General features: G+C 70.1%; 19 protein-coding genes. 6 read left to right on the plus strand and 13 right to left on the minus strand.

Annotation, left to right across the window (positions count from 1 at the left end):
- Nucleotides 1-27: 27 nt before the first annotated feature.
- Nucleotides 28-837, minus strand: a complete 810-nt coding sequence (locus AB0J91_RS23385; RefSeq protein ID WP_363872441.1) for an SAM-dependent methyltransferase — start codon at nt 835-837, stop codon at nt 28-30.
- Nucleotides 838-1020: 183 nt separating this feature from the next.
- Nucleotides 1021-3075: an EAL domain-containing protein gene (locus AB0J91_RS23390; protein WP_363872444.1), complete on the minus strand. Its 2055-nt coding sequence runs from the start codon at nt 3073-3075 to the stop codon at nt 1021-1023.
- A gap of 420 nt (nt 3076-3495) precedes the next feature.
- Here AB0J91_RS23390 and AB0J91_RS23395 point away from each other — a divergent pair, with 420 nt between their 5' ends.
- The gene (locus tag AB0J91_RS23395) at nt 3496-4845 is read left to right on the plus strand and encodes an FAD-dependent oxidoreductase (RefSeq protein ID WP_363872447.1); all 1350 of its coding nucleotides are present in this window, start codon (nt 3496-3498) and stop codon (nt 4843-4845) included.
- Nucleotides 4846-5029: 184 nt separating this feature from the next.
- Here AB0J91_RS23395 and AB0J91_RS23400 read toward each other — a convergent pair whose 3' ends face one another.
- The 4 genes from AB0J91_RS23400 to ureA are packed head-to-tail and all read right to left on the minus strand — an operon-like array spanning nt 5030 to nt 10237.
- On the minus strand, nt 5030-6328 hold the full coding sequence (locus AB0J91_RS23400) for an MFS transporter (protein ID WP_363872450.1): 1299 nt from the start codon (nt 6326-6328) through the stop codon (nt 5030-5032).
- 21 nt (nt 6329-6349) lie between these two features.
- A complete protein-coding gene (locus AB0J91_RS23405) occupies nt 6350-7978 on the minus strand; it encodes an amidohydrolase (RefSeq protein WP_363872453.1) in 1629 nt (542 codons plus the stop codon).
- A gap of 13 nt (nt 7979-7991) precedes the next feature.
- Nucleotides 7992-9665 carry an urease subunit alpha gene (locus tag AB0J91_RS23410; protein ID WP_363872456.1) on the minus strand — a complete coding sequence of 558 codons (1674 nt, stop codon included), beginning with the start codon at nt 9663-9665 and terminating at the stop codon, nt 7992-7994.
- Nucleotides 9662-10237, minus strand: coding sequence for an urease subunit gamma (gene ureA / locus AB0J91_RS23415; protein WP_363872459.1), 576 nt, complete (start codon nt 10235-10237; stop codon nt 9662-9664). Before ureA ends, AB0J91_RS23410 begins: the two co-directional genes overlap by 4 nt.
- 74 nt (nt 10238-10311) lie before the next feature.
- On the opposite strand from ureA, the gene AB0J91_RS23420 reads away from it, so the two are divergent.
- Both AB0J91_RS23420 and AB0J91_RS23425 read left to right on the plus strand, forming a co-directional pair.
- A complete protein-coding gene (locus tag AB0J91_RS23420) occupies nt 10312-11478 on the plus strand; it encodes a helix-turn-helix domain-containing protein (protein ID WP_363872462.1) in 1167 nt (388 codons plus the stop codon).
- Nucleotides 11479-11579: 101 nt separating this feature from the next.
- On the plus strand, nt 11580-13049 hold the full coding sequence (locus tag AB0J91_RS23425; protein WP_363872465.1) for an aldehyde dehydrogenase (NADP(+)): 1470 nt from the start codon (nt 11580-11582) through the stop codon (nt 13047-13049).
- Between the two features lie 180 nt (nt 13050-13229).
- On the opposite strand, the gene AB0J91_RS23430 is transcribed toward AB0J91_RS23425, so the two are convergent.
- A complete protein-coding gene (locus AB0J91_RS23430; protein ID WP_363872468.1) occupies nt 13230-14045 on the minus strand; it encodes a putative RNA methyltransferase in 816 nt (271 codons plus the stop codon).
- 192 nt (nt 14046-14237) lie between these two features.
- Between AB0J91_RS23430 and AB0J91_RS23435 the strand changes: the two genes are divergently transcribed.
- Entirely contained in the window at nt 14238-15623 is a 1386-nt protein-coding gene (locus tag AB0J91_RS23435; protein ID WP_363872470.1) for a lipase maturation factor family protein, read from the plus strand.
- Here AB0J91_RS23435 and AB0J91_RS23440 read toward each other — a convergent pair whose 3' ends face one another.
- The 5 genes from AB0J91_RS23440 to AB0J91_RS23460 form a co-directional block, all read right to left on the minus strand.
- On the minus strand, nt 15624-16106 hold the full coding sequence (locus AB0J91_RS23440; protein WP_363872473.1) for a VOC family protein: 483 nt from the start codon (nt 16104-16106) through the stop codon (nt 15624-15626).
- A 265-nt stretch (nt 16107-16371) separates the two neighbouring features.
- Complete coding sequence (locus tag AB0J91_RS23445) at nt 16372-17601, minus strand: cyclopropane-fatty-acyl-phospholipid synthase family protein (protein ID WP_363872476.1); 1230 nt, start codon at nt 17599-17601, stop codon at nt 16372-16374.
- 43 nt (nt 17602-17644) lie between these two features.
- Nucleotides 17645-19024 carry an FAD-binding oxidoreductase gene (locus tag AB0J91_RS23450; RefSeq protein ID WP_363872479.1) on the minus strand — a complete coding sequence of 460 codons (1380 nt, stop codon included), beginning with the start codon at nt 19022-19024 and terminating at the stop codon, nt 17645-17647.
- A 300-nt stretch (nt 19025-19324) separates the two neighbouring features.
- Nucleotides 19325-20290, minus strand: a complete 966-nt coding sequence (locus AB0J91_RS23455) for an adenylate/guanylate cyclase domain-containing protein (protein ID WP_363794957.1) — start codon at nt 20288-20290, stop codon at nt 19325-19327.
- Complete coding sequence (locus tag AB0J91_RS23460; protein WP_363872482.1) at nt 20271-20723, minus strand: universal stress protein; 453 nt, start codon at nt 20721-20723, stop codon at nt 20271-20273. The genes AB0J91_RS23455 and AB0J91_RS23460 overlap by 20 nt, the downstream gene beginning before the upstream one ends.
- A 246-nt stretch (nt 20724-20969) precedes the next feature.
- Here AB0J91_RS23460 and AB0J91_RS23465 point away from each other — a divergent pair, with 246 nt between their 5' ends.
- Both AB0J91_RS23465 and coaA read left to right on the plus strand, forming a co-directional pair.
- Complete coding sequence (locus AB0J91_RS23465; RefSeq protein WP_363872484.1) at nt 20970-22397, plus strand: amino acid permease; 1428 nt, start codon at nt 20970-20972, stop codon at nt 22395-22397.
- A gap of 192 nt (nt 22398-22589) precedes the next feature.
- Entirely contained in the window at nt 22590-23522 is a 933-nt protein-coding gene (gene coaA / locus AB0J91_RS23470; protein WP_363794951.1) for a type I pantothenate kinase, read from the plus strand.
- A gap of 238 nt (nt 23523-23760) precedes the next feature.
- Here coaA and AB0J91_RS23475 read toward each other — a convergent pair whose 3' ends face one another.
- Nucleotides 23761-25416 carry a helix-turn-helix domain-containing protein gene (locus AB0J91_RS23475; protein ID WP_363872487.1) on the minus strand — a complete coding sequence of 552 codons (1656 nt, stop codon included), beginning with the start codon at nt 25414-25416 and terminating at the stop codon, nt 23761-23763.
- Nucleotides 25417-25423 lie beyond the last annotated feature (7 nt).

Raw genomic sequence — 25423 nt, forward strand, 5'->3', positions numbered from 1 at the left:
CGCCACGACCTCGCACGACGACGGCTCTCAGACCTTGCGGCCCACCAGGCCGTAGACGATGGTCTCCTCGGGGTGCTCGCCGACGTCCTCGGGCGAGTCCGGGTGCCACTCGGAGACGTAGACCACGCCGGGATCGACGAGTTCGAAGTCGGAGACCAGCTCGGCGACCTCGGCGCGGGTGCGCAGGGTGACCGGGTTGGTGCTGTTCTCGTAGAGCTTGACCAGGCCCTGCACGCCTTCCGGGAACTCCTCCCCGGTGACGTGCGAGAAGCCCAGGTGGCTGCCGGGGGCGAGCTTGTCGTGGTACCGGCCGATGATCTCCCGCGGCTTGGCGCTCTCGGGGACGAAGTGCACCAGCGCCACCATCATCACCGCGACCGGTTGCGAGAAGTCCAGCAGCCGCTGGGTTTCCGGGGATTCCAGGACGTCGTCGACGTCGCGCAGATCGGCCTGCACGATCGTGGCGTTCTCGTTGCCGTTCAGGATCGAGCGGCTGTGCGCGACGGCGACCGGCTCGTTGTCCACGTAGACCACGCGGGCCTGCGGGTCCACGGCGTGCACGATCTCGTGCACGTTGCCTGCGGTCGGGATTCCCGATCCGATGTCGAGGAACTGCCGGATGCCCTGGTCGAGGCAGTAGCGCACCGCGCGGCGCAGGAACGCGCGGTTGTTCAGCGCGACCTCCTTGACGTTGGGCACCACGTCCAGGACCTTGTTCCCGAGTTCGCGGTCCACGGCGAAGTTGTGCGCGCCGCCTAAGTAGAAGTCGTAGCAGCGGGCGGCGCTGGGCTTGTCCAGGTCGACGCCTTCGGCCAGCCAATCGGGTCTCTGGTCCATAGAATCCAGCCTCCTGCACTCGGTTTGGTCGTTCAGGCACCCGAAACGGTGATCGAGAAGGCCATCGTAGGTGTCACGCCCCGCGTTCGGCCATGCACCCGGAGTGGGGTAGCCAGAACGCTCACGTGCTCGGCCCTTTCGTGGAATCCGCCGGGAAATTCGGATTTTTCGAGCATCATCGGCTCATTGCGCGCCGCTCACGAGATCGACGACCTCCGTCGCCGAAACCCGATCGCTGACATGCGGCCCCTGGAACAGAGCGACACCGATCTCCCCCAACCGGCGCGCCTGCTCCGCACTCGTCACGCCGGTGGCCAGCACCGGCAGGTCCATCAGCCGCGCCGCGCCGACCGCGCTGCGCACCAGGTACTCGCTGAGCGGCTCCGGGCCGCCGGGGTCGGCCAGCCCCTGGATGTGCGGTCCGTCGATGAGCACCCCGGCCAGCGGCAGGTCCTTGAGCCGGTCCACCCGGGTGTGGTCCGAGCCGAACTCGTGCACGAACAGGCGGATCCCCATCTCCGCGAAGATCTCCACGGTGTCCACCGCATCGCCCTGGTAGTCGAACAGCGCCGACTCCGGGAGGCACAGCACCAGCGACTCCGCGGGAAGCCCGGTGGTCTCCAACGCCTCCCGCAGGTCGCGGACCAGCTCCGGGTCGCGGCAGTGCCGGGCCGACAGCGTCACCGCCAGCAGCGGTGCGTGCTCCCCGAGCTCGCGCACCCACCGCGCGGCGTGCCTGCCGGCCTGCTCCAGCGTCCAGCCGCCCAGCCGGGTGATCAGGCCGGTTTCCTCGGCGAGGCCGAAGAACCGGTCCGATCCCAGTTCGCCGAACTCGTCGTGGTCCCAGCGCACGTTGGCCATCACGGCGAGGACGTCGCCGGTCTCCGCGTCGGCGACCGGGTCGTACTCCACGAACAGCTCGTTCTTCTCCAGCGCCGAGGGCAGCGCCGCCGACAGCCGGAAGTTCTCGTGCGCCACCGCGTTTCGCTCGGCGTCGAAGAGCACCCACAGCGCGCGGCCGTCTCGTTTGGCCCGGAACAGCGTGATGTCGGCGTCGCGCAGCAGCGAACCGGTGTCGGTGCCGACCACCTCCCGCTCGACGATGCCGGCGCTGGCCGAGGCGGCGAGCTCGTGCGCGCCGATCCACATCGGCTTGGTGATCTCGCGCAGCAACCGCTCGACCAGTTCGGTCACCCGGGTGGCGTCGTAGGAGTCGGGGATGACCACGGCGAACTCGTCACCGCCGGTGCGCGCCACCACGGCGCTCTCCTGCGCGGCCAGGGATTGCAGCCGGCGGGCGACCTCGCGCAGCATCCGGTCGCCGACGCCGTGGCCGAGGCTGTCGTTGACGGCCTTGAAGCCGTCCAGGTCGAACAGGCACAGGGCGACCCGGCGGCCCGGGTAGACGGGGGTGAGCGCGGCGTCGATGCAGGATTCGAGCTGGGCGCGGTTGGCCAGCCCGGTCAGCGGGTCCTGAACGGCTTGGCGGCGGAACTGCTCCTGGAGCATGTGCCGGTCGGTGATGTCCTCGTAGAACACCACCAGGTGGTCGGGTTCGCCCCGTTGGTCCCGGACCAGCGACGCCGTCATCCGGGTCCACACCTGGGCGCCGTCGGTGGTGGTGAAGCGGGCGTCGAGGTTCACCCGCTCGTTCGCCCCGTCCGCGAGGTCGGCGAGCGCACCGGTGAGCTCGGGCCGCCACCGGTCGTCGACCAGCGCCAGCACCGAGGCACCGGTCAGCTCGTCCTCGGTGAGGCCGAACATGCGGCGCAGGGCTCCGTTGGTCTCCTCGATCGCACCCGTGGTGCTGACCGCGGCGACTCCCATGGTCGAGTCGTGGAACAGCGCCCGCGAACGGGCGGGCAGGTCTCGGCCGGATCGCTCCACGGAGCCGCCGACCGCGCGCAGCTCCTCGCCGAAGCCCGCGGCGAGGCGACCGAGGGCCGCCACGATCCGGTCCGGCGGAACCTCGGGCACCAGTCGGGGCAGCTCGGCGGCCAGCAGCTTCAGAGTGCCGGGCAGGACCATGGGGTTGCCGGGGTGCAACGGCAGCAGCGCCGCGCCCGCGTTGCCGGCCTCGCCCGCTCGGTCGGGGCAGGCCAGTTCGCCGAGCAGGTGCTCCAGGCAGGTGCTCAGCAGTTCATCGACGTCGCCGCGGCGCAGCGGCGCGTAGCTGTTGAGCGCGATCTCGCGCTTCCACCGCTGGATGAACTCGTGGCGATCCACCCTGGTGATCACGGTTCGACTCCGTCGGCGCTCCGGTGCGGCGTTCGACGCACTCGCCCACCCTGTCTCGACATTTTGGACACCGCGTGTAACCGGCCCTGCACGTTGAGTACCGACGCGGTTGATCAGTGACCGATCCTACTGTCACTCACCGCGTCCGGTCACGCACTCAGCGCTGATTAAATCAGCCCGCAACGCCCCTTTTGCCCAGGCGGTCCTGCGAAAATGATCTTGAGGGGCCGGGTTCGCCGAGGTGGTGGGCGAGATCGGTTATGAGCATTGTCACCAGCCCGCATCGCGGGATCGGGGGTAAGGGCTCCCTAAGCTGGTGGGGATTCCGCGCATGGCCCAGGCCCGGTCCAACTACGGGTCCGCTGCCGCGCGGCTTCGCAGTCGAGCGCGCCGAGCCCGGCGCACCCAGGAGGAGAGTGCATGACCCGCCCGTTGCGAGTCGCGATCGTCGGGGCCGGCCCGGCCGGCGTTTACGCCGCCGACATCCTGACCAAGTCCGAGACCCCGGTCGAGATCGACCTGCTGGACCGGATGCCGGCACCCTACGGGCTGATCCGCTACGGCGTGGCGCCCGACCACCCGCGCATCAAGGGCATCATCAACGCGCTGCAGCGCGTGATGGAGAAGCCTGAGATCCGCTTCCTCGGCCACGTCGAGTACGGCGTGGACGTCAAGCTCGAAGACCTGCAGCGCTACTACGAAGCGGTGATCTTCTCGACCGGCGCCGACCAGGACCGCCCGCTGGACATCCCGGGCATCGACCTGCCGCACAGCTACGGCGCCGCCGAGTTCGTCTACTGGTACGACGGCTATCCCGAGGCGCCGCGCGACTGGACGCTCGACGGCGAGCAGGTCGCGGTCATCGGCGCGGGCAACGTCGCGCTGGACGTGGCCCGGGTGCTGGCCAAGCAGGCCGACGACCTGCTCAGCACCGAGATCCCGGACAACGTCTACCAGGGCCTGACCAGGTCGACGGTCACCGACGTGCACCTGTTCGCGCGCCGCGGCCCGGCGCAGGCCAAGTTCACCCCGCTGGAACTGCGCGAACTCGACCACCAGGACGAGGTCGAGGTCATCGTGCACCCGGAGGGCTTCGAGCTCGACGAGGCCAGCGAGAAGGAAGCCCAGTCCAACAACCAGGTCAAGACCATCGTCAAGACCCTGCAGGACTGGGCGCTGCGCGACCCCAAGCACAACACCAAGCGCCGCCTGCACCTGCACTTCCTGCGGGCGCCGGTGGAGGTCGTTGGCACCGACCGCGTGGAGGGTTTCAAGGTCGAGGTCATGGAGCTCACCGGCGACGGCAACGTGCGCGGCACCGGCGAGTACGAGACCTACCCGGCCCAGCAGGTCTACCGCGCCGTCGGCTACCTCAGCTCGCCGGTCGCCGACCTGCCCTTCGACACCAAGAAGGGCACGGTGCCCAACGACGGCGGTCGCGTGCTGGACCTCGACGGTGAGCACATCCCCGGCGTCTACACGACCGGCTGGATCAAGCGCGGCCCCGTCGGCCTGATCGGCCACACCAAGGGCGACGCCCTGGAGACGATCAACAACCTGCTGGCCGACCTCGACCATCTCCCCAAGGCCGAGCAGCCCGACTCCGACAGCATCATCAACGTGCTGGAGGAGCGCGGCATCGAGTACACGACCTGGGAGGGCTGGGGCCGCCTGGACGCCCACGAGAAGTCCCTCGGCGAACCCCACGGCCGCGAACGCATCAAGGTCGTCGCCCGAGACGAGATGGTCAAGATCTCCCGAGCGGACTGACCCTCCCACCCGGAACCAGGAACGCCCCTGCGCCACAAGCGCAGGGGCGTTCCTGCTCACCACAGCAACCACGGCCCTAACCCGAGCCCCGATTACCGCAGTAATCCGGGTCTTTCACGGAATACCGCCGTATTCAGGGGGCTGATTACGGCGGTATTCGGGGTGTTGGTTGGGGTGGGGTGAGTCAGGGTTGGGGTTGGGGTCGGGTTGCTCGGTGGCCTAGGAGGCCTCCGAGTGCGGTGATGAGGGCCAGGAGGAGCAGGAGGGTTGCTGCCGACCAGGATTGCTGGTCGCTGGCGATGAGCAGGGCGCTGGCCGCCAGGGGGACGAATCCGCTGATCAGGCCGCTGAGGTTGGAGGAGATCGCGACGCCGCTGTAGCGCAGGTGCACCGGGAACAGGCCGGCCAGCAGCGAACCCGAGACCGCGTACGGGATCGACAGGCAGTTGATGCCCAGCGTCACCGCGATGATCACCAGCACCGGGTTGCGCGTGTCGATCATCCAGAACACCGGGAACGCCACCAGCGCGGACAGGACCCCGCCCCACAGGCAGACCTTGCCGGGGCTGAACCGGTCGGCCAGCCTGCCGCCGAAGATCAGCGTCACGACCTCGGCCGCCGCCGCGAACAACGTCGCACCCAGCATCAACGACTTCGGCAGTCCCAGCTGACCCGAGCCGTAGCTGATCACGAAGGTGGTCAGCAGGTAGAAGCCGCCGATGCCGATCAGCGACGCCGCGATGCCGATCAGCACCTGCCGCCAGGCGGTGCGGAACAGCTCCACCGCGGGCACCGAGGCCCGATCGTGCTCGGCGAGCATCTGCTCGAACAGCGGCGACTCCCCGACCCTGCGCCGCAGGTACAGCGCGACGCCCAGCAGCGGGAAGGCCGCCAGGAACGGCAGCCGCCAGCCCCACGAGTCGAACGACTCGTCCGGCAGCATCGCCACCAGGTAGAACCCGCCCGAGGACAGCAGCGTGCCGATCGGCGAACCGATCTGCGGCAGAGCCGCGAACCGCCCGCGCTGCTCCGGCGGCGCGTGCTCCACGGCGAGGGTGACGGCACCGCCCCACTCACCACCGACCGCGATGCCCTGCAGCACGCGCAGCGCGGTCAGCAGCAGCGGAGCGGCCAGACCGATGGCCATGAAGTCCGGCAGCAGACCGATGAACCCGGTGACCACGCTGATCAGCGTGACCGTGATGAGCAGGCTGCGCCTGCGCCCGATGCGGTCGCCGAGGTGGCCGAACACCACCGCGCCGAGCGGCCGCGCGAGGAAACCGATCGCGAACGAGGCGAAGGCGGCCAGCGTGGCCACCGCCGGATCCTCGGTCGCGAAGTACAGCCGGTCGAACACGATCGACGCGGCGGTGCCGTAGAGGAAGTAGTCGTACCACTCCAAGGCGGTGCCGACGAACGCGGCGAACGCGACCTTGCGCGCCTCCGCTGGGTCGGTGCGTGGCGTGCTCGCTGTTTCGGTCACGGGGCCTCCCGGTGTGCCGGATCAGGTGGGGACTTCTGCGAACTCGTCGGCTCCGTGCACCGGACGACCGGCGACGAACGTGGCGCGCACGTCGATGTCGCCGATCTCCGGGACGGGCACGGCGGTCGGGTCGGCGTCGAGCAGCACGAGGTCGGCGAACATGCCCGCGGCGATCTGGCCGCGCTGGTGCTCCTGACCGGCCGCCCACGCCGCGTGGGTGGTGTAGGCGCGCAGCGCCTCGACGGCGTCGACCCGCTCGTCGGGGGCGAGCACGCGCCCGGCCTTGGTGGTGCGGTCGACCATCGCCCGCATCCCCAGCAGCGGCGCTCCGTTGGACACGCACGGACGGTCGGAGCTGCCGGGCACCACCAGGCCGGCGTCCAGGAAGGACCGGTGCCGGTAGAGCCACGGCTCCCGCTCCTCGCCGACCGCTCCGATCATCGTGTCGCCGATCTCGTAGAGGAACCGCGACTGCGGCACGGGAATCACGCCCAGCGCGGCCATCCGGGGGAGCTGGTCGGGGCGCACCATCGCCGAGTGCTCGACGCGGTGCCGCGCGTCCGGTCGCGGAACCTCGCGCTGCGCCTGCTCGAACGCCTCCAGCGTCAGGTCGATGGCGCGATCGCCGATGGCGTGCGCGGCGACTCGCCAGCCGCCCCGGTGCGCGGTGCGGATCCGCTCGCGCAGCACGTTCGGGTCGTCGCCGAGCACGCCGTGACCGCCGTGCCCGTGGAAGGGGTCGGTGACCGCGGCGGTGCGGCTCGACAGCGCGCCGTCGGTGAAGATCTTCATCGGCCCGATGCGCAGGAAGTCGTCGCCGAAACCGCTGCGCAGCCCCAGATCCAGGCCGAAGGCGTCCGGGCCGACCTGGTGCAGCACCTCGTTGGCGGGCATCAGCTCCACGCGCAGCGGCAGCTCGCCGCGCTGCCGCGCCAGCTGGTACGCGGCGGCCTCGGCCGGGCTGTGCCCGATCCAGCCGCCGCCGATGCCCGCTTCGGTGACGTGCGTGAGCCCTTCGGCCGCGTAGCGCTTCGCGGCGCGGCCGATCGCCGCCACCAGCTCCTCGACCGGGTAGGGCTTGACCAGCGCGTCGACCAGCTGCTGCGCCTGCTCGGCGAGCAGCCCGGTCGGCGCCCCCTCCGCGTCGCGCTCGACCACGCCGCCCTCGGGAACGCGGGCCGAACCGTCCAGAACTCCTGCCTTGGCGAGGATTTCGGTGCTGGCCACGCACATGTGCGCCGAGCGGTGCTTGAGCCACACCGGCCTGCCGCCGCCCGCGCGGTCGAGCTTGGCGCGGTCCGGGTGCCCGCCGATGACGAAGTCGTCGTAGCCGGATCCGATCACCCAACCGTCGGAGGGCAGTTCGGCGGCCTTGGCGGCGACCAGGTCGTAGAGCTCCTCGGCGGTTCGGCAGCCGGACAGGTCGAGCTCGGCGAGCGAGAGCCCGTACCAGACCATGTGGTTGTGCGAGTCGGCGAATCCGGGCGTCACGACCGCGCCGCCGCCGTCGATCACCTGCCGCGCGGGCAGGTCGGCGATCTCCTCGTCCACCCCGACGATCCGCCCACCGAGCACGCCGATGGTGTGCGCGGTGGGGTGGTCCGGGTTCATGGTCAGCGCGCGGACGTCGCGCAGCAGCAGGTCCAGCACTTCGTTCCTCTCCTCAGCCCAGGTGGTGCGTGCGGGTCAGCGGCAGCGTTGCCGCACGGTGCACGTCGATCTCTACACCGTCGACCGACACCGGGCCCGGTTCGCGCGGGACTTCCACGCGCGGGGTCGCGGTGTTGCGCACCATGTCCGCCCTCGTCAGCCCCCGGCTGTCGCGCACGGAGGTGTAGTTCGGGCCGCTGGGCAGGCGCGCGCGGTCGGCGGCGTCGGCGACGAACACCGCGGACAGCCTGCGGGGCGCGGCGCCCAGTCCGCCGAAGAAGGGGCGCATGACCCTCGGTTGGGTGAGCCGGGTGGAGCCGGATCCCGATCCGCTGGCGCCCCAGGCGACGAACCCGGACTTGATCACCAGGTCGGGTTCGGCGCCGAACCAGGCCGGTTGCCACAGCACGATGTCGGCGAGCCTGCCCGGCAGCAGCGATCCGACCTCGTGGGCCATGCCGTGCGCGATAGCCGGGTTGAGGGTGATCTTGGCGAGGTAGCGCAGCACCCGCTCGTTGTCGGCGTGCTCGGGCCCGGTCTCACCGGCGAGCGCGGCCTGCACGTGCGCGAGCTGCCAGGTGCGGCGGGCGGTTTCGGCGATGCGGCCCATGCCCATCGAGTCGGAGTTGACGATGCTGATAGCCCCGGAGTCGTGCAGCGCGTTCTCGGCGGCGATGCCGTGCTCGCGAACCCTGCTGCCCGCGATGCTCTTGTCGCTGTCCACCATGGGGTGTCCCTTGTGGACGGTCATGGTCATCGGGAACAGCTCGGCGACCGTCGCCCGGGTCAGCGGCAGCGTCGGGGTGGTCGAGGAGGTCAGCACGTGCGGACTGCCCACGACCTCCAGCAGGTCGGGATGCCCGCCGCCGCCCTCGACGTGGTAGGCGTGCACCGTGCGGCCCCGCGTCGCGTCGAGCGTGTCGGCGAGGAAGCCGGACTCGTTGAGCGTGTCGGTGTGCAGCGCGACCGGCAGGTCGGCCTGATCGGCCACGCCCAGGCAGGTGTCCACGATGTGCGGGGTGGCGCCCCAGTCCTCGTGGATCTTGAACCCGCCCGCTCCGGACAGGACCGCCCGTTCCAGCAGGTCGTTCGACGACGACGATCCGCGCGCCAGGAACGCGACGTTGATCGGCACGTCCCGCCACGCCTCGATCATCGAGTGCAGGTTGTGGGCGGGGTTCGCGCCGACGTCCCACACCCCGCCCATGCCCATGCCCACCAGCGAGGTCACCCCGGCCGCCAGCGCGGCGGGCACCACCTCGGGGCTGGACAGGTGCACGTGCGAGTCGACGACGCCGGGCGTGGCGATCAGGCCGTCGCCGGTGATCATCGCGGTGTGCGAGTCGACGACCAGCTCCACGCCGTTCCCGGCCTCCGGGTTGCCCGCGCGCCCGACCCCGACGACACGCCCTTCCTTGATCCCGATGTTGGTCTTGCGCACGCCCAGCACCGGATCCAGCAGCAGCACCCCGAGGATCACCATGTCCAGCGCGCTGTCCCGGCCCGCCTTGGGCGCGACCAGGAGTCCGTCGCGGGCGGTCTTGGCGCAGCCGCCGAGCATCTCCTCGCCGGGCTCGGTGTCGTCGTCCTCGACGCGCACCCACAGGTCGGTGTCGGCGAGCCGCACCAGGTCACCCGTGGTCGGTCCGTACAGCGCCGCGTAGCGCTCCCGGGACAGGCTGGTCATCGTCGGCCTCCCATCGCCACGAGGACGAGTTCCTTGCGCTCCCCCGCTTCCAGGCGCACCGCCGTGCCCGCGGGCACCGCCAGCCGAAAACCGGCGAGCTCGACATCGCTGCGCACCGCCGGGTTGAGCTGGTCCAGCGGGAAGTGGGAGGAGATCCACACCGGGCGTTCACCGGTGTTGTGCAGCCACGCAGTCCGCCGCTCGCGACCGGCGGCCAACTCGATCTCGCCGTCGGCGGCGCGCACCGCTCCCGGCGCGTCCGGACCGGGCGGGCCGAACGGCTGCGGCACGTGCACCAGCGAGCTGCCGTGCGGGAACAACGCCTCGACCTGGATCACCGGGACGGCGGCGGGAACTCCCGGACGGACCTGGTCGGCGGTCAGCAGCGCGCCGGCCCGCCGCACGATCTCGTCGATGTCCACGCCGTCCCAGGCGAGTTCGCAGATCTCGTCGCACACGTAGGCCACGGCGTCGGGTGCGCCGAGCAGGGCGCCGCGGGCCAGCCTGCGACGGGCCAGCTCCGCGGCGGTGAACAGGTTCAGCCGCTCCTGCTCGCGGGGCGTCAAGTGCATGAGAGCACAGTCCTCTGGTCACCGGCCCAGCACAATGATGGATCCACGCCATCTGATCGCTCTAGATTGGGCGGATGCACACTTCGCTTCACGAGCCCGTCACACCCGACGGGCCGTTGCGCAGACTGGTGCACTCCTGCCTGGACGATCTCGACGAGCTGGTCGCGGTGTTCCTGGCGGAGCTGCGCTCGATGGAGCCCTACGCCAGCGACGCGGTGCCGTGGTCGGAGCTGCGCGAACACGCCGAGGGGAGCATGGAGCTGCTGCTGCGGCTGGCCGGTGGCCTGGCCGTGCCCGACCGGCTGGGCGACCTGTGCGAGCGCATCGGGCGCAGCCGCGCGCAGGCGGGCGTGCCGCTGGAGGTGCTGCTGCACGCGGTGCGCGTCGACTTCCGGATCCTCTGGGACGCCTTCGCGCGCCGGGTGTCCGAGGACGAGCTGCCCTCGCTGGTGCGCAGCGCCTCGCGGGTGTGGGCCGCGGTCGACCACCACACCACCCGCATCCACCTCGCCTACCTGTCCGAAGCCGCCGTGGTGGCCCGCGAGCAGGAGCACGAGCGCGCCCAGCTGGTGGCGCGGCTGCTGACCACCGACGCCCGCGATCCGCAGGTGGTCGCGCAGGTCGCCACGGCGCTCGACGTCTCCGCCGACGCGGACTTCGCGGTGGCAGCCGCCCCGCTGCCGGCCACCCGGCCGCTGCGCGACGCGGCCGACGAGCTGTCGTCCCGAGGCATCTCGGTGCACCTGCAAGACGTCGACCGGCGGCCGGTGCTCATCGCGCAGCTGCCCGCCGGTGTCGCGGCGGTGCCGCCGCGCTGGTTGCAGGAGGTCCCGTGCGGCCTCGCACCCGTGGCCCGCACGCTGGCGGGCGTGCCGCGCGCGGTGCGCATCGCCGCCGAGCTCGCCGGAACCGGCGCGACCGAATCGGGTCCGAGAGCGCTGCCCGACGTCTGGTCGTCGGTGGTGGCGGGCAGGCTGGGCGAGCTCGGCGACGCGCTGGCCGCCGAGGTGTTCGGCCGGATGCGCGGCATCGGCGCGGGCGAGCGCTCGCGGCTGCTGGAGACCGCGACGGCCTACCTGCGCACCGGATCAGCCGGTGCGGTGGCCGGTGAGCTGTACTGCCACCGCAACACCGTGCTCAACCGGCTTCGCCGCATCGACGAGCTCACCGGCTGCGATCTCACCCGTCCCGACCAGGCCGCCCTGTTCACCGTGGCGCGGGCCTGCGAGCGGAGTGCGTGATTTCGGACCTCATGCGCGATATCGAACACCGTGCGGTGCACCGGCCGTCCGGCGTACTACGGTGGACGCGGACCTCTCCCGATCGCGCAAAGGATGGGACGTTGACCGCGACGCAGATCCCGGACACCACCCGAGCCGAACTCGACGCCGCGCTCCAGCGGGCCGCCGACGCCGCCGAGCCCTTCGGCGAGCAGGCCCCCGCCGAGCGCGCCCGCCAGCTGCGGGCCGTCGCCGACGCCCTGGACGCGGCGGCCGGCGAGCTGATCCCGCTGGCCCGCAACGAGTCTCACCTGTCCGAGGGCCGTTTGACCGGTGAGCTCAAGCGGACCACCTTCCAGCTGCGCCTGTTCGCCGACACCGTCGAGCCCGGCGACCACCTGCGGGTCACCTTCGACCGAGCCGATCCGGACTTCGCGCTGGGCCCCAAGCCGGACCTGCGGCGGATGCTGCTGCCGGTGGGCCCGGTGCTGGTGTTCGCCGCCAGCAACTTCCCGTTCGCGTTCTCCGTCGCCGGTGGCGACACCGCCGCGGCGCTGGCCGCCGGTTGCCCGGTGGTCCTCAAGGGCCACCCCGGTCACCCGGAGCTGTCGGTGCGGACCGGTGAGATCGTCGCCGAGGCGCTGCGCTCGGCCGGTGCGCCGGAGGGCGCGTTCAGCGTCGTGCTCGGCTTCGACACCGGCACCGACGCGCTGCGGGACGAGCGGATCAAGGCGGCCGCGTTCACCGGATCCGTTCCCGCCGGGCGCGCGCTGTTCGACATCGCCAACTCGCGGCCGAAGCCGATCCCGTTCTTCGGTGAGCTCGGCAGCCTCAACCCGGTGTTCGTCGCCCCGGGTGCCGTCGCCGCGCGCGGCACCGACATCGCCAAGGGCTACGTGACCTCCTACTCCGGCAACGCCGGTCAGCTGTGCACCAAGCCCGGCCTGCTGTTCCTGCCCGCCGACCACGGCCTGGAGGGCGCGCTCGCCGAGGAGTCGGCGGCCGTGGCGTCCCACCGGCTGCTCAACGAGCGGCTGCACGAGGGCTACTGCGGTCGGCGCTCGGTCGTCACCGACGTGCCGGGAGTGCGCGTGCTCGCCGACGGCGCGAGCGGCTCCGCCGAGGACGGGGCCGCGCCCACGCTGCTGGCCACCGACGTGGACACCCTGCTGGCCAACCGGGACGCGCTGCTGGAGGAGGTCTTCGGCCCGCTGTCCATCGTGGTCACCTACACCTCGGAGGACGAGGCCCGCCGCGCGGCGGAGGCGTTCGAGGGCAACCTCACCGCGACGGTCCACGCGGAGGACTCCGACACCGACTTCGTCGCCACGCTCCTGCCGCGACTTCGGGAGCGCGCCGGGCGCCTGCTGTTCAACGGCTGGCCGACCGGCGTCGCCGTCTCCCACGCCATGCAGCACGGCGGCCCCTACCCGGCCACCACGGACGCCCGATTCACCTCGGTCGGCACGGCAGCCCTCGACCGCTTCCTCCGCCCGGTGACCTACCAGAACGTCCCGGCGTCCCTGCTCCCCGAACCGCTCCAGGACCAGAACCCCTGGAACATCCCGCAGAAGGTCCACGCAGCGGGGTAGGACAACGCCCCACCCGGCAACGACCGCAGCCGCACCACCCGCGCGCGAGTTCCTGTGCGGGCCGCGGGTCCCGTTGCCCACCGGGGCTTTTCCAATTTCGCGCGAAATTCGACGGCCTGAGCTCGCCTTCGAATTTCGCGCGAAATTCGAATTCGTCGCCCGTGCGGGTGACGTGGGAGCTCAGGGGGTCCGGCGGTAGCGGGCGACCGTGACCGCGGCCGTCGGGGTGACGGGTGCCGGCAGGGCGGCGATCTTGGCTTCGAGGGCTTCGGGCGTGGTGTGCCAGGCGCTGGGCCCCATGGCCACGGCTGCCAGGGCCTCAGCGCGGGTCAGTTCGAGCCGGAACTCGACCGCGCGCCGCTCCAGCGGGGTGAAGTGCCCTCCGAGCTGCTCGGCGAGGCGTTCCGGTTTGGACTCGTCGACGTTGAGCAGGCCCAGGTGGTCGACCAGACCGGTCAGGTGACCGGGATCGGGGATCACGACGACGAGCTCACCACCGGGACGCAGGATCCGGCGCATCTCCGAGGCGTTGCGCGGAGCGAAGACGTTGAGGACGACACCGGCCGCGCCGGTGCGGATCGGCAGCGGCTGCCAGGCGTCGGCCACCGCCGCGCCCACGCGCGGGTGCGCCCTTGCCGCCCGGCGGCACGCGTACTTGGAGACGTCCAGGGCCACGCCGATCCGGTCGCCGAGGGCGCGGGTCAGGTAGAAACCGGTGCCGGCCCCGATGTCGACCACCGGGCCGTCGCCGGTGACCGCTGATGCCACCGCGTCGGCGATCGGGTCGTAGTGCCCGGCGCCCAGGAACCCGGCGCGGGCGGCGACCATCTCCGCGGTGTCACCGACGACCTTGCTGCGACCCGAGAGCAGGCTGACGTAGCCCTGCCGCGCGAAGTCGAACACGTGGTTCGACGAACACCGCAGCGAGTTCCCGCTGCGCTCCAGGTCGAGTCCGCAGTGCGGGCAGGCCAGCAGCTCCACCACCTCGTCCAGCACAGCCCAGCCTCCACACACTTCGCAGATGCGCGATTCTAGGTCCTGTCGCGGAATCGCCCAGCGGTGCGGGTGGCGGTGAGCGGCTCCGTGGCCTCCGCCGCGGCGGTGCGGGGTGAGCCCGACACCTGACACAGTGGCTCCGCCGCATGGTCACCGGCGGATGCGGCGAGCGGCGCGGAAGGAGGCGCGGCGATGTGGCACTGGCTGAGCGCACCCGAGTACCAGGCGGCGAGGTTCGCCGTCACCCATCTGATAGCCCTGATCTACCTGATCGGCTTCGTCTGCTTCCTGCGGCAGTTCCGCGGCCTGCTCGGTGAGCGCGGGCTGACTCCGGTCTCCCGGTTCGTCGCTCGGGTGCCGTTCCGCCGGGCACCGAGCGTGTTCCACTTCCGCAGCTCCGATCGGTGGCTGGCCGGCGTGGCCTGGACCGGCATCGCCGCGAGCCTGCTCGCCCAGTTCGCGGACTTCGCTCCGGTGTGGGGCTGGATGCTCGTGTGGGCGCTGCTGTGGGTGCTGTACTCCTCGATCGTCAACGTCGGCCAGGTCTGGTACGGCTTCGGCTGGGAATCGCTGCTGCTCGAAGCCGGTTTCCTGGCGATCTTCCTGGGTCCGGCGCACGTCGCCCCACCGGCGCCGGTCCTGTGGCTGCTGTGCTGGCTGCTGTTCCGCGTCGAGTTCGGCGCCGGGCTGATCAAGCTGCGCGGCGACTCCTGCTGGCGCGACCTCACGGCGCTGCACTACCACCACGAGACCCAGCCGATGCCGGGTCCGCTGAGCCGCCGGTTCCACCTGCTGCCACGCCCGCTGCACAAGGTGGAGGTGCTGGCCAACCACGGGACGCAGCTGGTCGTGCCGTTCCTGCTGTTCGCCCCGCAACCGGTGGCGACCGTGGCGGCGGCGATCATCGTCGTGACGCAGCTGTGGCTGATGCTCAGCGGGAACTTCGCCTGGCTGAACTTCCTGACCATCACCCTGGCGTTCGCCGCGGTCGGCGGGCCACCGGTCGCGCTCCCCGATCCGCCGGGCTGGTTCGCGGTGCTCGTGCTGGCGGTGACGGCGCTGTTCGTGGTGCTCGCCTACTGGCCGGTTCGCAACATGCTGGGCCGCGGTCAGGTGATGAACCGCAGCTTCAACCGGCTGCACCTGGGCAACACCTACGGCGCGTTCGGCAGCATCACCCGGGTGAGGTACGAGGTCGTCGTGCTCGGCGCGAGCGGCCCGGCGGGCCCGTGGCGGGAGTACGGGTTCAAGGGCAAGCCCGGCGACCCCGCGCGCAGGCCACCGCAGGTCGCGCCGTACCACCTGCGCCTGGACTGGCTGATGTGGTTCGTGGCCATCAACCCGTCCTACGGACGCGGCTGGTTGCCCCGGTTCATGGCGGCTCTGCTGCGCGGTGAAGCCCCCGTTTTGGCGCTGCTCCGCCACAACCCGTTCCCGGACGAGCCGCCGAAGCTGGTCAAGGCCGACCTCTACCGCTACCGCTTCACCACGCGCCGGGACCGCCGCGAAACCGGCGACCACTGGAGCAGGACCAGGGCCTCGGACCTCGTTCCGCCCCTGAGCCTCGACGACCTGTGATCACCCCTGGGCGGCGGCTTCGAGTTCGGCGATGTCGAGCTTGCCCATGTTCAACATCGCCTTCATGACCCGGTCGGAGACCGCGGGATCCGGTGAGGTGATCAGTTCCAGGAGGCGGCGGGGCGTGATCTGCCAGGACAGGCCGTAGCGGTCCTTGAGCCAGCCGCAGGGGCCGTGCTCGCCACCTTCGCCGAGCTGCTCCCACAGCCGGTCGACCTCCTCCTGCGACTCGCAGGTGACCTCCAGCGAGACCGCCTCGGTGAACTTGAACTGGGGTCCCCCGTTGATCCCGACGAACTGCTGGCCGAACAGTTCGAACTGCACCACCAGCACCGTGCCGGGCTCGCCCGGACCGGCCTCGCCGTGGTGCACGACGTGCACGATGCGCGAATCCGGGAAGATCGAGCAGTAGTACTTCGCGGCCTCCTCGGCTTCGGTGTCGAACCACAGGTTCGGGGTGATCTTCTGGGTGAACTCGTACATGGGTAAACCCTTCGTCGCGGGAAACCAGACTGAAGGGATAGACCCGCTCACGCAGCGGAACTCATCGGTACCTTTGAGAACGCGGCGAAGCCGCTTTGCCTTTTCACCATCTGCGCAACTGGCACCGCCGCGGGTTCTGAGCGGTGCTGTGGCGAGCACGCCGCGACGCCGTGTATTGGACATACATAAGGAGTGGCGCGCGGAGTCCACAGCGCCGCTCAGGTTCCGCTACCCGCACCGTTGAGCAAGGTGACCCCGAACCGTCTCAGAACGCCGGGCGCAGCGGCATGCGCGCGTCGGTGCCGTCGAGCTTGACGCCCAGCACCTGGTGCAACTGGATGTTGTTGCGCTCGAACCCGAGCCGGCAGGCGGCCATGTACAGCCGCCACACGCGCGCCCGCGCGTGACCGGCCTCGGCGACCGCGGCCGACCAGTTGCGGTCGAGGTTCTCGCACCAGTGGGCCAGCGTCAGCGCGTAGTGCTCGCGCAGGTTCTCCTCGTGGCGCACTTCGAAGCCGTTGTCGTTCATCGCCGACACCAGGGTGCCGACCGGTTCGAGCTCGCCGTCGGGGAACACGTAGCGGCCGATGAACTTGCCCGTCCGCGCCCTCTGGTGACCGTGCGGGCGGGTGATGCAGTGGTTGAGCAGCCGGCCACCCGGCACCAGCTTGTCCTGCAGGAACGAGAAGTAGTGCGGCAGCTGCTTGAGACCGATGTGCTCGGTCAGGCCGATGGAGCTCACGGCGTCGAACCCGGTTTCCGGCACGTCGCGGTAGTCCATGTAGCGGACCTCGGCGAGGTCGGCCAGGCCGCGTTCGGCGATGGCCTTCTGCGCCCACTGCGCCTGCTGCCGCGACAGCGTGACGCCCAGCCCGCGCACCCCGTAGTGCTCGGCGGCGTGCATGACCATGCCGCCCCAGCCGCAGCCCACGTCGAGCAGCCGCTGGCCTTCGGACAGGTCGAGCTTGCGGGCCACCAGGTCGTGCTTGGTGAACTGCGCCTGCTCCAGGGTGGCGTCCTGCTCGGGGTAGACCGCGCAGGTGTAGGCCATGGACGGGCCGAGGACGTACTCGTAGAACCGGTTGGAGACGTCGTAGTGGTACGAGATCGACTGGCTGTCGCGGTTCTTGGAGTGCCGCCAGCCGCGCGAGCGGTGCTCGACCTCCGGCACCCGGACCGGCCACCAGAACCGGTACCCGGCCAGCTTGAAGAACAGTTCGCGGCGCAGCTCGGCGGGCACGTCGTTGAGCGTCACCGACGGGAACGCCGCCAGCGCGCTGTACATGTCGCCGTGCACTTCCAGCGCGCCGCTGACGAAGGCGCGGGCGAGTCCCAGTTCACCGGGCGCGTTGGCCAGGTGCGACAGCGCCAGCGGTGAGCGGACTTCCACGCGCACATCGGCCCCGGCGGTCCCGGCTCGGCTGCCGTCGAAGGCTCGGATCTCCACCGACAGGTCGCCGCCGAGAATCCGCTCGAACACCCCTGCCCATCCCATCAGAGGGTCTCCTTTCCAGTTTGATGTGTCGTCTGCCCGCGAGTCAGCGCTCGCGAACGCACTTCTCGTACAGCCCCGGCAATCGGTCCTTCGGGTCGTAGGTGTCCTTCAGCCGCTGGTAGGCCGGCCGGTTGTAGAGCCGCCAGAACTCGTCCTCCTCGAAGTAGGAGTTGGAGTACAACGACTTGTGCCCGTCGAGCTCGGTCACCTTCCGCTCGATCGCGCGGTTGTGCCTGCCCGGCGCCTCGCCGGGGCGCAGCGGGACCGTCGCCCAGAACCCGACGTTGACGTAGAGGGTGTCGGGGTCCATCGGGTACAGCGACCAGCCCTCGCGGTCGCGCAGCCGCACCGGGCACAGCCAGATCGGCGAGATGCCGATGTCGCGGTGGAAGAACTCCAGGAACTCCGGCAACCGCTGGACCGGGATCTCGACGTCCTGGATCACCGGTTCGTTGAGGCCCTTGCCCTGCAGCACGGCGAGCCGGTCGGTCACCGAGTGCCGCCGGTCCCAGGCGACGATCCGCCGGTAGACGTCGGAGCGCTTGTACTTCGCCGGCCAGAATCGGCGGACCAGAGGGTGCTGCACACCGATCGCCCGCGAGCACCAGAACCAGTCGGTGTCCCAGCGCCACAGGTAGTCGTGGATGCTCAGGTGATCGGTGCGGCGCTGCTGCAGCGACCGGTAGTAGATCTGCTCACCGGTGTAGTCGCTGGCGAACGGCGCGGAGTCCACGTAGGACCCGAGGGTGAGGTAGTGCTCGGTCGGCGTGAACACGGTCCCGTCGACGAAATCGACCTGCTCGCCGTCGAATTCACCATCCGCGCAGATCCTGGCGATCGCCTCGGTGCACTCGGCGGCGGTGGCGAACGGGACGTGGCGGAGCTTGACGTAGGGCTTGACCCGCTCCAGCTCGATCTCCAGCCGCAGCGCGTAGCCCAGCGTGCCGTAGGAGTTGGGGAAGCCCCGGAACAGATCCGCGTGCTCGTTGTCCGGCCGCGCCACCACCACCGAACCGTCGCCCGTGAGGATCTCCATCTCGCGCACCGACTCGTGCGGCAGCCCGTTGCGGTAGGAGGTCGACTCGATGCCCAGCCCGGCCACCGCGCCCCCCAGCGTGATGGTCTTGAGCTGCGGTACCACCTTCGGGATGTGCCCGGTGGGCAGCAGCGCGTCCACGATCTGCTCGTAGGTCGCCATGCCCTGGACCTGCGCGGTTCCCGCTTCGGCATCGACGTCGAAGACCTTGGTGAACCGGCCGACGTCGAGCCCCGGGGAATCCGAGGGGGCGCGGAACCGGAAGAGGTTCGAGGTGGGTTTGGCGAGCCGGACCGGTGCACCGGCCGGCAGTTGTGCGTACTGCGCGACCAGCTCGGCCACGTCGTCGGAATGCTCGCCGATCATCGGCGTTACCCGATCCGCCATACCTCGACCGTAATGCCGGATCCGGTCTCAAGCACCCCCTTTAAAGAGGGACCCGAACCCGCCCGCAAGCCGACGAACAGCCCAAAACCCGTCGGCGACGGGCGGTTCCGGGATCTTCGGTGATCGCAAAACCGCTGGTTGGAGCCACGAATGGGGAGGTCTCGCAGACGCTTGCGTGATACATGCAAGTTCAGCGATATTTCGATCACATTTGCTGTGATCGGAGCAATCGTGCGACTCGCTTTCACCCGCGGCGGAGGACATTGCCTCGAGCGGGTGATTCTGGAACAGCTGCAGCGCCTAGCGCCGCTTGAGGGCCCAGGCTCGCAGGCCCCGGAAGCTCTGCACCTTCGTCGGCCCCACCGAGATGAGCTTGTAGCTCTCGTTGCCGCGCAGCGCGGCGGCCATCTCGCGGTCGATGAGCACCGAGGCGGGACGGGCGACCGACGTCAGGCGGCTGGCGATGTTCACCGTCGAGCCGTAGACGTCGCCGAAGCGCGCCAGCACCGGTCCCCGCGCCAGGGCGATGCGCAGCGGCGGCAGCAGGTCGTTCTTGGCGATCTCCTCGTTGAGGGTCAGCGCGATCTCCGCGCCCTCCTGCGGGCTGTCGGCCACGAACAGGACCTCGTCGCCGACGGTCTTGATGACGCGGCCGTGGTTCTGCGCGACCACCCCGCCGGCCAGCGATTCGAAACCGTCGATCAGCCGGGTCAGCTCCAGCTCGGTGAAGTCGCGGATCAACCGGGTGTAGCCGACCAGGTCGGCGAACCCCACGACCTGCACGCGCTCGTCGATGCCCGGATCGCGCTCGTCGAGCTCGCGGGCCACGGTGGCGGCCAGGTGCCGCCGCCACACGTAGTCCTGCATCTTCTCCATGACCGGCACGATCGCCGCCGCCACCTCGGTGGTGGTGTCCACATCGGTGGCGAAGCTCTGCCCCAGCAGCGACTTGAACAGCCCCGTCTGCCACTCGGCCAGCCGGGACATGGTCTGCGCCAGCGAACGCGCCACCGCGGATTCGAGCTCGTCGGGGATCACGTCCGCCGACACCAGCGACACCAGGGCGCGCAGCGCGGCGACGTCGGCGTCGGTGAAGATCACCTCGTCCGAGTCGACGTGCGCGAAGCCCATCGCCTGCCACAGCTGCTCGGCGCGCTCCAGGGAAACTCCGGACGCCTCGGCGATCTCGTCCTTGGTGTACTGAGGCGGCGAACCGAGGAGGATCTCCTCGATTCGCCGGATCCGGTCATCGCGACGTTCGGACAACGAGCACGTCGCAATCAGATCGTCGGGACACCTCGGAGGGGACCGAACCGAGGATGCGCCCCTTGAGGGTGTTGAGCCCTCGGGAACCCACGACCAGCAGGTCGGCGCTCTGCTTCTCGGCCGCGCCCAGCAGCACCGAGACCGGCTCGCCGACGGCGGCGACGGTCTCGACGTCGGTCGCACCGGCCTGGCGGGCGGTGTCCGATGCCGTCTGCACCGTGTCCTGGGCCGGAGCCGAACCCATGACCTGGAAGGCCTCGTCGCCGAGCTGATCGGCGGCGCGTTCCAGCTCCTTGGGGTCGGTCGGGTAGTAGGCGCAGACGATCACCAGCCGCGCCGACGAGGCGCTGGCGACCTCGGCGGCCCGGCCAACCGCGCGCAGCGAAGGCGCGGAGCCGTCCGTTCCCACGACGACGGTGCGATAACTGGACATCGCTCTCCCACTTCCTTTGGGGCCGACATTTCGACGCTCCGGGTGAGAACACTAACGATCGAGGACGGCCGCAGTCACGGCCCGTGCGCGGGGGCCGCCACCAGTGCCCCACGCCACGGTGACCGACCTGGACCGTTGTGCCGTTCGACAACCACCTCCCGGAACTGTCGTCCAACAGCACAGCACGACGCTCGAACACGCGGCGTACGTTTCGCCGCAACCTGTGATTCGAACAATGGAGTCGACATGTCAGCACCGAGCCTGCAACCCGGGCGGGGAATATTTCGCCGCAAGCCCATCGAGACCATCACCTCGGACGGCGAGGAAACAGGTCTGAGCAAGTCCCTGGGCTTGTGGCAGCTCACGGCCATCGGCGTCGGCGGCATCATCGGCGCCGGGATCTTCTCGCTGGCCGGTGCGGTCGCCAACGAGAAGGCCGGGCCCGCCGTGCTGATCTCGTTCCTGATCGCCGGCATCGCCAGCGCCGCCGCAGCGTTCTCCTACGCCGAGTTCGCGGGAATGATCCCCAAGGCGGGCTCGGCCTACACCTACGGCTACGCCGTGCTCGGTGAGGTCGTCGGCTGGCTGATCGGCTGGGACCTGCTGCTGGAGTACACCGCGATCGTGGCGGTGGTGGCCATCAGCATCTCCGGGTACTTCAACGAAGTGGTCGGCTACATCGGCGTCGACCTCCCGGTGTGGATGCTCGGCGCACCGGGCACCGAGGAGGAGGGCGTCGCGCCCGGCAGCTACAAGATCAACCTCTTCGCCGTGCTGCTGTGCCTGTTCATCGCCTTCATGCTGAACCTGGGCATGAAGAGCGCCGCGCGGTTCGAGACCTTCCTGGTGTACCTGAAGGTCGCCGTGGTGCTGCTGGTCATCGGCGTCGGCGCCTTCTACATCAACACCGGCAACTACACGCCGTTCTTCCCCTTCGGCGCGAGCGGGGCCATCACCGGTGCCGCGACGGTGTTCTTCGCGGTGTTCGGCTACGACGCCATGAGCACCGCCGCCGAGGAGTCCAAAGAGGCCCAGAAGCACATGCCCAAGGCGATCCTGTACTCGCTGGGCTTCTCGATGGTGCTGTACGTGCTGGCCTGCCTGGTGCTGACCGGCATGATCCCGTTCGACCAGATCAAGGGCGAGAGCGCGTTCGCCTCCGCCTTCACCGACGTCGGCCTGCCGATGCTCGGCGCGATCATCGGCGTGGGCGCGATCCTGGGCATCCTCACCGTGATGTTCACCTTCATGCTCGGCGTGACGCGCGTCGGCTACTCGATGAGCCGCGACGGCCTGCTGCCCGCGTGGTTCAGCAAGACCCACCCGGTGCGCAAGGTGCCCACCCGGTTCACCTGGCTGATCGGCATCGCCTCAGCGGTCATCGCCGGTCTGCTGCCCATCGGTGAGGCCGCGGAGCTGACCAACATCGGCATCCTGCTGGCGTTCGTGATCGTGTGCGCTGCGGTGATCGTGCTCCGGTACAAGCGACCCGACCTGCCCCGCGAGTTCAAGACGCCGGGCATGCCGGTGGTGCCGATCATCGGCATCGCGTTCTCGATCTGGCTGGTGACCTTCCTGGCCTGGGAGACCTGGCTGCGGTTCGCGGGCTGGTTCGCCATCGGCCTGATCATCTACTTCGCCTACGGCTACCGGAAGTCGAAGATGAACTCCTGACCGCCGGCACCGGGCCGGCGCGCGTTGCGCCGGTCCGGTGTTGATCGGTTGAGGTCATGTCTGCTGCGTCTCAGCGTGCACTGGATCACAGCGTTATCCGGTGTCGTATGCCTAGGGTTTTCGCTGGCGCCACCGGGGCTTCTCACGGTGCTGCCAGGAGTACGACCGGGCCTCGATGCTGAGGGGTGCTTTGTGACGCGCGTTCGCGAACTGAGCCCGTACGTGGAGCTGCACCGCGCGCAATGGCGGGAGCTGCGCGATTCGCTCCCCCTCCCGCTGAGCGAAGACGAGCTGGTCGCGCTGCGCGGCCTCGGCGAACCGGTCGACCTCGACGAGGTCGCCGACGTCTACCTGCCGCTGTCCCGCCTGATCAGCCTCCAGGTCGCGGCCCGGCAGCGGCTGCACGAGAGCACCACGACGTTCCTCGGCGAGGAGACCGGCGGGACCAAGGTTCCCTTCGTCATCGGTCTGGCGGGCAGCGTCGCGGTCGGCAAGTCCACCACCGCCCGCATCCTGCGCACCCTGCTCGCCCGCTGGCCCGACCACCCGCGGGTGGACCTGGTGACCACCGACGGGTTCCTGCACTCGAAGGCCGAGCTGGTCCGGCGCGGGCTGATGCACCGCAAGGGCTTCCCGGAGAGCTACGACCGGCGGGCGCTGCTGCGCTTCGTCACCGAGGTCAAGTCCGGGGCTCCCGAGGTCTCCGCCCCGGTGTACTCGCACGTCGCCTACGACATCCTGCCCGATGAGCGGCACGTGGTGCGCCAGCCCGACATCCTCATCGTCGAGGGCCTCAACGTCCTGCAGCCCGGCCCCAGCCTCACCGTCTCGGACCTGTTCGACTTCTCGGTCTACGTCGACGCCCGCACCGAGCACATCGCCCGCTGGTACACCGACCGGTTCCTGGCGCTGCGCAGCACCGCCTTCGCCGATCCGGAATCGCACTTCCACCACTTCGCGGAACTGACCGACTCCGAGGCGCGCGCCGAGGCCGACCACCTCTGGCGCACCATCAACGAGCCCAACCTGGTGGACAACATCCTGCCCACCCGCCCCCGCGCGACCCTCGTCCTCCGCAAGGACATCGACCACACCATCAACAGGGTCCGCCTCCGCAAGCTCTGACCCCACCCAGCACGGTCGAATTTCGCGCGAAATTCGAAGCCCGAAGCTCCGCCCGCAATTTCGCGCGAAATTCGAATCCTTCACCCGGCCGCGTGACAACGCACGAGCCCAGCCCGCTCCGCGGCACCCCTCCTGACGTGGGGGTTTCGAATTTCGCGCGAAGTTTGAAGGCGAGGTTTCCGTGTCGCATTTCGCGCGAAATTTGAAAGTCCTCCCCTGCGCGGCGTGTTGTGCCTGGTCAGGTTGGGCGGTGTCGGGTGCGTTTGGTGAGCAGGAGTTGGAGGTGGGTGTTGAGGCGTTCGGTGGGGTCGGCGAGGTCGATGCCCGTGAGGTCGGTGGCGCGGCGAACGCGGTAGCGCAGGGTGTTGGGGTGCACGTGCAGCGCTGAGCTGGCGGCTTTGACGTCCCCGAAGTGGTCCAGGTAGGCCAGCAGGCTGCGCGCGAGGTCCGTGGCGTGCTCGGAGTCGTGGTCGTGGAGAGCGGTGAGGCGGGCGTCCCGGTAGCGCTCGTTGCCCTGCAGCACGGTGAGGATCTCGCTGATCACGACCTGCGCGCGCACGTCGGAGATCGTCGCGACCTCGGCGTCGATGTCGTGCACCAGCGCGTCCAGCACCCGGTCCGCCTCGGCCCGCGACTCGGCCACCTCGTCCAGCGTCAGCACGGCCGACCCCACTCCCGCCTGCACCCGCGAGGTCAGGTGCTGCTTGGCGGCGGCGACGATCTCGCGGGTCAACGACAGCGCCGACTGCGCGGCGGAGCGCTCCGGCAACTCCGGCAGCAGCACGTACACCCGCGACCCGATGGTCGTGACCAGCGCGCTGCGCCGGTAGGCCGAGGCATGCACCGAGATCAAGCCGGTCATCTCCGCCCGTTGCAGCTCCAGCTCCGAGCGGTCGACGCTGCCCATCGGACGCAGGGTGAACACCGCGACCACGGCAGGCCGGTCCGCGTCGGCGCCGATGTTGTCGGCGACCGAACGCGCGTCGACCCGGCCTTCCAGCAGCCCGGCCAGCAGGTTCTCCCGGAGCCTCGGTCCCGCGGTGGCCTCTGAGCGCTGCCGGATAAGCTGCAGGGCCGCCAACCTCGCGGCACCGAGCAGCGCGCGTTCGGACCGCTCCGACAGCGGGCGCCGGCCCTCCTGCACCCAGATCGAGCCGAGCGGCTGGCTGCCCGCGTGGATGCCCACCGCCATCCGGCGCCGGATGCCCAGGTCCGGCCGCTCGTCGATACGCACCACGTCCTCACCTGCGCGAAGCCGCTGGTAGACACCCCATTCGCGCAGCATCACCAGGTACTGCTCGGGACCTTGGCGGCCGAGGATGGACAGCCGCCGCAGCTCGTCGACCTCGTCGTCGGAGCGCGAGTAGGCCAGCACGCGGCTGGCGGTGTCCTCGATGCTGACGATGCCGTCGGTCATCGCCGCGACCGTCTGGGCGAGCGAGAACAGGTCGCCCAGCGCCTCTCCGACATCCGCGTCGCTGGTCAGCCGGGCGTTGTCGATCGCGTTGTGGGCGTAGGCCTCCAGGCGCTCCCAGCGGACCTCCGGTCGCACGCCCAGGAGCGCGACGCCGCCGGCCATCGCCGTGTCCCGCAACGCTCGCGCCTCGGGCTCGGAGCCGACCTTGACCGCCACCACCGTGGCGCCGTCGCGGGCCGCAGCCCGCACCAGAGGTGCCGCGGCCCGGCCGCGCGCGCCGATGACCAGCACGAAATCGCTGTCGCGAGCGCTGCCGGACTCCTCCTCGGGGTCGACAATGACCACATCACGAACCTCGACGTCCAAGCCTCGCGGCGCGGCGAGCACATCCACCAGGGGATCGCCGACCGCGGCCAGCAGCTGCCGCAGCGGCACTCCCACATCGGTCACTCCGACCGACTCGACATCACGCGCCATTTGTCCG

It is taken from the genome of Saccharopolyspora sp. NPDC049357 (genome assembly GCF_040677225.1).
Lineage (GTDB): Bacteria > Actinomycetota > Actinomycetes > Mycobacteriales > Pseudonocardiaceae > Saccharopolyspora.